Source organism: Novosphingobium sp. (assembly GCF_032093395.1).
Lineage (GTDB): Bacteria > Pseudomonadota > Alphaproteobacteria > Sphingomonadales > Sphingomonadaceae > Novosphingobium.
In genome coordinates this window covers 1-8,537 of sequence record NZ_DAMDBA010000030.1, presented here as the reverse complement: position 1 = coordinate 8,537, position 8,537 = coordinate 1, and the positions used below count along the sequence as shown (strand labels likewise).

Here is an 8,537-nt window from a genome sequence, read left to right as displayed (position 1 = left end):
GGCGGCTGGTGATCAGCAGGCCATCCACCGCCACTTCCTGATCCACCACCTCGGCTCCGGCATTGCGCAAGTCGGTTCGGATCGAGGGCCAACTGGTCACCGTCCTGCCGCGCACGACATCGGCTTCCACCAGCAGCCAGGGCCCGTGGCAGATCGCCGCCACCGGCTTGCCGGCGTCGAGGAAATCTCGCACCAGTTGGACGGCCTCCGGCTTGGTGCGCAGCACATCGGGATTGATCTGGCCGCCCGGCAGCACGAGCGCGTCGAAATCGGCCGCGCTTACCGCATCGAGCGTGGCATCGACCTTGATGCTGTCGCCCCAGTCGGTGTGTTGCCAGCCCTTGATCTCGCCGCTTTCGGGGCTGGCGATCACGGTTTCGATGCCGGCCTGGTTAAGCGCATCGCGCGGGCCGGTGAGTTCGGACTGCTCGAAACCGTTGGTGGCGACGATGAGAACGCGCTTGGTCATGGAAAATTCTCCTGCATCTAGGGTTTGCAAAAGGAATGAGTGGCGGAAAACTTCCGTTCCGGTGGTTCCGCTCGGCTCGCCGCGTTGCTAGGTCTGTTGGTCATGGTGACCACGACCGACGAAGATTCCGATCCGTTCGACGCCATCGTCGATGCGCCTTTCGATGCCGCGCTGTCAGAGCGCTATCTCGTCTATGCCCTGTCAACGATTACAGCGCGTTCGCTGCCGGATCTGCGTGACGGGCTGAAGCCGGTGCATCGTCGCCTGCTCTGGGCGATGCGGCAGTTGAAGCTCGATCCGGCCAGCGCCTACAAGAAGTCGGCTCGCGTCGTGGGTGACGTGATCGGCAAATATCACCCCCATGGCGACGCCTCGGTCTACGATGCCATGGTGCGTTTGGCGCAGGACTTCTCGCTGCGCTATCCGCTGGTGCAGGGGCAGGGCAACTTCGGCAATATCGACGGCGATAACGCTGCGGCCTATCGCTACACCGAAGCGCGCCTGACGCGCACCGCGATCCATCTCATGGCGGGGCTGGACGAAGGCACGGTCGATTTCGTCCCCACCTACAACGGTGAGGAAAGCGAGCCGGAAATCTTCCCCGGCATGTTCCCGAACCTGCTGGCCAACGGTTCCACCGGCATCGCCGTGGGCATGGCAACTTCTATCCCCAGCCACAACGTCGCCGAGATCATCGACGCCACGATGATGCTGATCGACAATCCCCATGCCGAACATGACCAGCTCATGCAGGTCTTCCACGGCCCGGACTTCGCCACCGGCGGCATGGTGGTGGACAGCCCGGAGGCGATCAGCCACGCCTACGCGACCGGCAAGGGCGCGTTCCGCGTCCGCGGGCGTTTTTCGTGCGGCAAGGATGCGGCGGGCCACTGGGAGGAAACCGGCGTCGAGAAACTCGGCAGCGGTCAGTGGCAGCTGGTCATTTCCGAGATTCCCTACATGCTGGCCAAAGGCAAGCTGATCGAGCAGGTCGCGCAGCTGATCGCCGATCGCAAGCTGCCGATTCTCGAAGACATCCGCGACGAGAGCGACGAGCAGATCCGCATCGTCTTCGTACCGAAGAGCCGCAACGTCGATCCGGAACTACTGAAGGAAAGCCTCTACCGGCTGACCGATCTGGAAAGCCGCTTCTCGCTCAACCTCAATGTGCTGGATTCACACCGCACGCCGGGCGTCCTGGGTCTCAAGCTGCTGCTGTCCGAATGGGTCTACAGCCAGATCGACATCCTGCTGCGCCGTACCCGGCACCGGCTGGAAAAGATCGCCTCGCGGCTGGAACTGGTCGCGGGCTACATCATCGCCTATCTCAACCTCGACCGGATCATCGAGATCATCCGCACCGAGGACGAGCCCAAGCCGGTGATGATGGCCGAGTTCGAACTGACCGACCGCCAGGCCGAAGCGATCCTCAATATGCGTCTGCGCAGCTTGCGCAAGCTTGAGGAGATGGAGCTTCGCAAGGAGCACGCGGACCTGCTGAAGGAGCAGGACGACCTCAACAAGCTGCTCGAAAGTCCGGCCCGCCAGCGCACGCGCCTGAAGCGCGATCTCACCAATCTGCGCAAGGACTATGCCGAGGATACCGAACTCGGCCGCCGCCGCACCACGATCGCGCAGGCGACGCCGACGGTCGAATTCTCGATGGATGCGATGATCGAGAAGGAGCCGGTGACGGTGATCCTCTCTCAGCGCGGCTGGATCCGCGCGGCCAGGGGGCATGTGGCGCTAGACGGCGACTTCAAGTTCAAGGAAGGCGACGGCCCGGCTTTCGCGTTCCACGCGCAGACCACCGACAAGATCCTGATCGCGGTGGACAACGGCCGCTTCTACACCCTCGGCGCAGACAAGCTGCCCGGCGCGCGCGGCTTCGGCGAGCCGATCCGCACCATGGTCGATATCGACGCGGAAGCGCATGTCGTGGCGGCGCTGCCTTACAAGCCCAAGGCGCAGTTGCTGCTGGCTTCGAACGTGGGGCGCGGCTTCGCGGCGGAGGCGGACGAACTTCTGGCCGAAACCCGCAAGGGGCGCGCGGTGATGTCCACCAAGCAGGGCGTGCATCTGACCTTCGTGAGAGAGATCCCGGTGGAGCACGATCACGTCGCGGTGGTTGGGGACAACCGCAAGCTGGTGATCTTCAGCCTCGAGGAACTGCCGGTCATGGCCAAGGGCCAGGGCGTTACGCTCCAGCGCTACCGCGACGGGGGGCTGTCCGACATCATCACGCTCAAGCTGGAAGACGGTCTCTCCTGGACGATGGGCGGCGAAAGCGGCCGCACCCGGACCGAGAAGGACATGGTCATGTGGAAGGTCGCGCGCGGCGCGGCTGGCCGCCTGCCGCCGGTTGGGTTCCCAAGGGATAATAAGTTTCAAGGCTGACGTGAGTAAATCGTCGTCCCGGACTTGATCCGGGACCGCTGGCAATCCTTTAGGCGCGACCTTGCGGAACGGCGCCCAGCCGAGGGTTGGCCGCGGCTAGGCCAGCGGTCCCGGATCAAGTCCGGGACGACGTATTTCTGCCTTACTTCACTGGCTGCGGGTGATGCGGCACCAAAATCAGCGTCCGCCCCTCTACCCGCCAGCTTGCCAGGCGAGAGAGCAGATTCATGCCGATGACGTTCTGGTCCTCCAGACCCGGCGCCACCACCACATCTAGCTGACGCGCAACTACGCTGCCGAAGCGCAGTTCGTCCACCATTCCCAACTGCGCCGCTATCGTACCGTTGGCGGTGCGCATGGCGATATTCTGGCGCAGCGGCTGGGCGCGGACTTCGGCGGCGTTGGCCATTCGCGGCGAGATGGCGGTGAGGGTCGCCCCGGTATCGACAAGGAAATCGCCTTCCACGCCGTTGATCGTGGCACGGACCCAGAAGTGCCCGTCCGGCTTCATCGCTACGCGAGTCTCGCCGCCGCTCACGCTCTGGCGCGACAGGCCCAGTTCCGGCAGTTCGAGACCGGGAAGGGCGAAGTCCATGCCGCTGGTGAGGCGGGTTGCCTGCGCCACCGTCAGCAGCAGTGCCGCGACGAGGCCGAGATTGCCGATTCCGCGAATGAAGCCGCCGAAAAAGGGCAGCGGACCGCGCAGCAATCCGCCCAGAACGGTGACGAAAATCGCCGCCAGGGCCAATGCCAGCAACGGCTGGCTCGCCAGGAAAGACAGGAGTTCGGGAAAGTCCATCACCGGCCCATAACAGGAACATCCTGTCGGAATGCTGACAGGATCACGGCTCCGCGACAGGCCGGGGCACAAGGATCAGACGGTCATCCTCGACGCGCCAGCTTGCCAGTTGCGAAAGCAGGTTCATGCCGATGACATTGGTTTCCGTGCCTGTCGCATTGTCCGGCATGATGGCCACAGGTAACTCGTGCGCTTCGATCGAGCCGAAACTGAGCGAATTGGCTACGGCGAGCCGGGCGATGATCGCGCCGTTGGCGGTTATCAGCGGGACGCCGCGATTCTCTGCATCTTCCCGGACCCCGACGCGCGCTGCGACCGATTTTGAAATGGCGGTATAGGAGGCACCCGTATCGATAAGGAAGTCCACCGGCTCGCCGTTCAGCCGGGCCCTGGCCCAGTAGTGGCCGTTGGCGCGCAGCGGGATCACCGTTTCGTGGCCCTGGACAGTGAGTTCTTGCGCCCGATCGAGCAAGAGCGCGGCCTCCGAGCGGGTATTGTGCAAGGCGATCTGCGTCACCGTCAGCAGCAGCGCCGCGACAATGCCGATGTGCGAGAAGTTGCGCAGGGTCTGGCCCAGGCGCGGGCGATGCTGCGCCATCGTTCCGGCAGCTACCGAAACGAGAATGGCGAGAATGGTCAGCGCCAGCAGCGGCTTCGCGTAGAGGAGGCTGCCCAGTTCGCCCAGATTCATGGGGTCTGGCCTGCCAGTTCCGCATCGAGCAGGGCCGAAACGCGGGCCTCGTCGGGAAAGCCTTCGGCGATCCAGCGATCTTCCACTTGTCTCAGCAGCCGCGCGACTTCCGGCCCGGCGCCTACCCCCCGCGCGACGATCTGCCCGCCCTTGAGCGGAAAGGCCGGAACCTGCCAGCCGGTGAGCGGCGAGGCGTCGGCCCCGGCGATCAGCACGCGGTCAAGCGCGCCTTCGATGCCCATGCGGTAGGCAAGCACGCGTGCATCGCCAGCCTCATCCGAGCGGCCGGCGGCGGCGGCGAGGCGCTTCTTCTGCGCGCCCGACAGGCGGAAGCGCGAGGCGACCTGCTCCGCCAGCGGCACTTGCGCGGGCAGCAGTGCGGCGAGGCGGCGGATCGCATCGGGTTCCACACCCTGCGCCCGTTCCACCACGACGAGCGTTGCCAAAGCCTCGGGCCGGGCTTCGGGCAGGATAACGGCCAGCACGCCCAGTTCGGCCATGCGCGCCACGGTCGCTGCCGGATCGGGCAGGCCGAGCAGGTTCATCATCTCCATGCCCACCCGCTCGCGCGAAAGGCCTTTTAATGTCGGCGCGAGTTCGGAGCAGGCGCTTTCCGCCTCGGCGTCCGCAGGGATCGAGCCGAAGCGGGCCTGGAAGCGGAAGTAGCGCAGGATGCGCAAGTGATCCTCGCGGATGCGCTGGGCGGCGTCGCCGATAAAGCGGACATGGCGGGTGGCGAGATCCGCCAGGCCGCCGAACCAGTCGAAGATTTCACCCGTGGCCGGATCGGCGTAGAGTGCATTGATCGTGAAATCGCGCCGGGCGGCGTCTTCGCGCCAATCGGTGGCGAAGGCCACGGTGGCGCGGCGGCCGTCGGTGGAAACGTCGTGGCGCAGGGTGGTGATCTCGACCGGGCCGCCGGGCAGCACCGCGGTGACGGTGCCATGCTCGATCCCGGTGGGGACGTGGCGGATATCGGCATTCCAAAGACGCTGCATGACGTCTTCGGGCAGCAGCGACGTGGCCATGTCGATGTCCTTGACCGGCTGGCCGAGCAGGGTGTCGCGCACGGCCCCGCCGACGTAGCGCACGTTGTCGTGACCCAGCGCGGCCACCAGCGCGGCAAGATCTTCGCGGGCCATCCAGTCGGCAGTCAGTGTCTCAGTCATTCCAGTTCAGCCTGCGGGCAAGGTTATGAAGGATCGCGCCGGTAACGCCCCAGATCCGGTGTTCGTACCAGGTGATCTCGACGAAGGCGTGGCGTTCGCCCTCAGCTTCGATCCATTTCGTCTTCTGGTTGGCCGGATCGAGTACGAATTCGGCCGGGGCTTCGAACCATTGCGCGACTTCCGCGGGGTTCGGGGTGATCGGCAGGTCGGGCGGGATGACGCCGATGACCGGGGTGATCTCGTAGCCGCTGCCGGTACGGTAACGGTCTCCGGTGCCGATCACCTGCACGTCGCGCGGGTGAATGCCCAGCTCCTCCTCGGCTTCGCGCAGGGCGCCTTCGGTCGCGGTTTCACCGGGGTCGAGGCGGCCGCCGGGAAAGGCGATCTGGCCGGGATGGGCGCGCATGTTGGAAGGCCGGTGCAGGAGCAGCATTCCGGGGCGCGGCCGCTCGGTAAGGGTGATGAGGACGGCGGCGGGCTTGAACGTCTCTATCGCATGAATGCGTGGATCGATCCAGAGTTCGCCGGGCACGGCCGTTCGTCCTGCTTCGAAGCGACGGGAAACATCGTCGAACAGGCTGCTCATGCAGGGATCAGCCTGAAGGTCATGCCCTGGCTGGAGACGGTCAGATCGTCGCCGCGCTCCAGTGCGATCTCCACGAGCTGGCTGTAAGTGCTGCGGTTCAGGCGCGCTTCGGTACCGTTGCGGACGCCGAGATAGATCGCGGGGGTCTCGGGATCGCCCTCGCTGCGGATCGGATGCTCGGGTCCGGCAATGACCAGATCGTCGGTGTTGAGCCGGAACACCAGCGCGTCACCGTCGCGCCGCACGTCTACGGCGATGAAAGCCGCGTCCTCGACCTTGATCGCCAGCTTCTCGACCGGAGTGACCAGCCAATGCGCGCCTTCGCCGTCCCGCAGCAGCAGCGAGGCGAAAGCGCGGACCATGGCAGGACGGCGAATCTCGCCGCCCTGATGGAACCAGCGGCCGTCGGCGCGGACGACCATCTCGCTCTCGCCGATGTGCTGCGGCGACCACTGGGAAACCGGCGGCAGCTTTCGGGCCGCGACCAGATCGGCCACCTGGCCGAGCGAAAGGGCGTTCAGTTCGGGCGGCGGTTCATAAGGCATGGCTTCCCGATGCCAGATAGGGGGGCGCGCGCCAAGGTCCAGCGCCGAGGGAGGATGGGATATCGCGCCTTTGTGGTTGCGCGCAGTGAAATCCTCTTATCGCAGCCAGGGACCGAGCATACCCTCGCGCGGGAGCACGGCGGGGTTATCGCAGCGCACCAGCAGGCGGTGCCGTTCGAACGGGCCGGGAAGGCTCCAGCCTTGCGTCCACTCGTTGCTGTAGCCCCAGAAGCGGCCATAATATTCGGGATCGCCGACCATCACCTGTGGCAGCGGCGCGCGCGAATCGATGCCGGCCATCGCGGCCGACATCAGCGCCTGGCCATAACCCTGACCCTGGTGTCCGGGCATGACCGCGACCGGGCCGACCATGATCATCGGATGGGCGCGGCCGTCCGGGTCGGTGAGCGCGACCGGCCAGCACTGGATCGTGCCGACCAGCATCTCGTCCGCATCGAGCGCCGCAAAGCTGAGGCCGGGTAGCCAGTCCACCCCGTCGCGGACCTTGTAAGCGGTGCGCTTGTGTCGCTCCGGCTCGAAAGCGCTGTCGAGGAGAGTCTCGACGAGAACGGGATCGACATTGTCGAGCGGGATGAGTGTGGCAGCTTCGGACATGGCGCGCGCCGATAGGTGCGGCGCGCGCATTTGTCGATTCAATTCGCGAGCGGTCCCGGCGCTGTCATGGCGACAAGCTGGTCGGCTGGTGGCCAGGTTCCGCTATTTTTCAACGTCATGCTGAACTGTTTCAGCATGACGGGGTTGGAGCTCGTGGGCCTCTCTCTCCCGGCTTAGCTTTTCGGCGTCAGCTTGAGGAGACGCCCCGCGCCGCCCTCTTTGCCGTCTTCCAGCAGCCAGATCGTGCCGTCGCTGCCCTGCTCGATCTCGCGGATGCGGTTGTCGAGCGGGTAGCGCGCCTCCTCGACCGCCTTTTCTCCGTCGATCCTGACGCGGACGACGCCGGGCAGGGTGAGCGATGCGATCAGCGCTTGGCCCTTCCACTGGGGGAACAGCGCGCCGGAATAGAAGATGAAGTCTCCCGGCGCGATCACCGGGTTCCAGCTTATCGCGGGGGCGGCAAGGTCGGGGCGGGTGGCGTGGCGCGGGATCGGCTTGCCGTCGTAGTGATCGCCGTCCGATACCAGCGGCCAGCCATAGTTCTTGCCCGGCGCCACCAGGTTCAGTTCGTCGCCGCCCGCCGGTCCGTGCTCCAGATCCCAGAGCCGGCCCCGGTCGTCGAAGGCGAGGCCGAGCACGTTGCGGTGGCCGTAGGACCAGATCTGGTTGGTCGGCGCGGGCTTGTCGGCATAGGGGTTGCCGGGCGCGGGCGTGCCGTCCGGCAGGAGGCGCACGATCTTGCCCAGATTGCCGCCGAGATCCTGTGCCGGGGTGAACTTCTGCCGATCTCCCGACGCGATGAAGAGGTACCTGCCGTCCGGCGAGAAGGCGAGGCGATGCGAATAGTGGCCCTGACCCGTCACCTTGGGCACCTGCCGCCAGATCACCGAGAGACCCTGGATCGCGCAAGCCGTGGGCTGCGGGCAAGAAAGGGTGCCCTTGCCGACCGCCGCGCCGCGTGTGTCTCCCTGACCCGCTTCGGCCCAGCTGAGGTAGATCACGCGCCCGTCGAGCGTGGCGCCTTTCTGGTCGGGCGCGAAGATCACGTCGCCAAGGCCGCCCTGGCCGCCATAGGCTACCTCGGGGGCGCCGGAAACGGTGCCGGGGGTGCCGTCCGCGAGGCGCAGCTTGATCGTGCCTTTCCTTTCGGTGACGATCATCGTGCCGGTGGCCTTGTCGATCGCCATGGCCCAGGGCTCGTCGAAGCCCGCGATCTGCTCTACCTTGAACGGCGCATCGCCCGAGGATGCGGCCGATGCCTTGTCC

The 8,537-nt window shown here is 65.8% G+C and carries 9 protein-coding genes; 1 reads left to right on the top strand and 8 read right to left on the bottom strand.

The window, feature by feature from the left end:
* On the bottom strand, positions 1-469 hold a 469-nt coding region (locus RT424_RS11920; protein ID WP_313438153.1), incomplete at its 3' end, for a type 1 glutamine amidotransferase domain-containing protein.
* 102 nt (positions 470-571) lie between these two features.
* Between RT424_RS11920 and parC the strand changes: the two genes are divergently transcribed.
* Positions 572-2,866, top strand: a complete 2,295-nt coding sequence (gene parC, locus RT424_RS11915; RefSeq protein ID WP_313438284.1) for a DNA topoisomerase IV subunit A — start codon at positions 572-574, stop codon at positions 2,864-2,866.
* A gap of 142 nt (positions 2,867-3,008) precedes the next feature.
* Here the strand turns inward: parC and RT424_RS11910 are convergent, their stop codons facing one another.
* The 7 genes from RT424_RS11910 to RT424_RS11880 form a co-directional block, all read right to left on the bottom strand.
* Positions 3,009-3,665 carry a retropepsin-like aspartic protease gene (locus tag RT424_RS11910; protein ID WP_313438281.1) on the bottom strand — a complete coding sequence of 219 codons (657 nt, stop codon included), beginning with the start codon at positions 3,663-3,665 and terminating at the stop codon, positions 3,009-3,011.
* A 43-nt stretch (positions 3,666-3,708) separates the two neighbouring features.
* Complete coding sequence (locus RT424_RS11905; RefSeq protein ID WP_313438150.1) at positions 3,709-4,356, bottom strand: TIGR02281 family clan AA aspartic protease; 648 nt, start codon at positions 4,354-4,356, stop codon at positions 3,709-3,711.
* A complete protein-coding gene (locus RT424_RS11900; RefSeq protein ID WP_313438147.1) occupies positions 4,353-5,525 on the bottom strand; it encodes a CCA tRNA nucleotidyltransferase in 1,173 nt (390 codons plus the stop codon). Before RT424_RS11900 ends, RT424_RS11905 begins: the two co-directional genes overlap by 4 nt.
* Positions 5,518-6,111 (bottom strand): CoA pyrophosphatase, encoded by a 594-nt coding sequence (locus RT424_RS11895; RefSeq protein WP_313438144.1) that lies wholly within the window; start codon positions 6,109-6,111, stop codon positions 5,518-5,520. Before RT424_RS11895 ends, RT424_RS11900 begins: the two co-directional genes overlap by 8 nt.
* Positions 6,108-6,656: a DUF1285 domain-containing protein gene (locus RT424_RS11890; protein ID WP_313438141.1), complete on the bottom strand. Its 549-nt coding sequence runs from the start codon at positions 6,654-6,656 to the stop codon at positions 6,108-6,110. The genes RT424_RS11895 and RT424_RS11890 overlap by 4 nt, the downstream gene beginning before the upstream one ends.
* A 96-nt stretch (positions 6,657-6,752) precedes the next feature.
* Positions 6,753-7,271 carry an N-acetyltransferase gene (locus RT424_RS11885; RefSeq protein WP_313438138.1) on the bottom strand — a complete coding sequence of 173 codons (519 nt, stop codon included), beginning with the start codon at positions 7,269-7,271 and terminating at the stop codon, positions 6,753-6,755.
* A 173-nt stretch (positions 7,272-7,444) separates the two neighbouring features.
* On the bottom strand, positions 7,445-8,537 hold a 1,093-nt coding region (locus tag RT424_RS11880), incomplete at its 5' end, for a PQQ-dependent sugar dehydrogenase (protein WP_313438136.1).